This window comes from Rhodovulum viride, from assembly GCF_003265965.1.
Taxonomy (GTDB): Bacteria; Pseudomonadota; Alphaproteobacteria; order Rhodobacterales; family Rhodobacteraceae; genus Rhodovulum; species Rhodovulum kholense.
Map to the genome: position 1 here is coordinate 1 of NZ_MUAV01000144.1, position 660 is coordinate 660.

1 protein-coding gene is annotated in these 660 nt (G+C 68.9%); it reads right to left on the bottom strand.

Annotated elements, in window-relative coordinates:
* A partial coding sequence (locus BYZ73_RS21520; protein ID WP_245943268.1) for a DNA primase family protein occupies nucleotides 1–660 on the bottom strand: 660 nt, incomplete at both ends.

A 660-nucleotide genomic window follows, 5' to 3' on the forward strand; every position in this document is an offset into this window, starting at 1 on the left:
TCGCTTTCCTCGCGGTATTCGGCCGTGGCCTCCAGCACCCGGTCGGGCGGGCGGAGGCCCCCTTCGAGGAAATCGGTCAGCCCGCCGATCAGCCAGTTCAGGATGCCGGGGGCCTCCTCCCAGAGCTTGTTGGCAAGGTCCGGGTCGCGGCGGTCCTCGGGGATCTGCACGTCGAACGGGACCAGCAGCACCCGGCGCCAGATCCCGTCATCGGTGCCGCGGATCTCGGGCTTGTGGTTGCCGCTCATGGTCAGCTTGAAATAGGGCGAGAATTCCAGGAAATCGCTGTGCAGCGCCCGGATCATCAGGGGCTCGCCGCCGGTCAGTTCCTTGATCAGCCCCTCCTGCAGGCGCTGGCCCTCGTCGGGTTCCGAGGTCCGCACGAAGCGCGCGCCCATCAGCGGGATCAGGTCGGGCGTGGCATCGCCGCCGCCGCGCCGGTTGGTGCCGGTCAGCGACTCGATCCGGGCGGTGGCGGCATAGGGGCCCAGCACCCGGGCGATGGTGTCGACCAGCACCGATTTGCCGTTGGCGCCGCCGCCATAGAAGAAGGCGAGCCGCTGCATCTTGATCCCGGTCATCGAGAGCCCCATCCAGCGCTGGACGAACTCGCGCACGGTGGCGTCGGGCAGGATCTCCTCGAGGAAGGCGTCCCAGCGC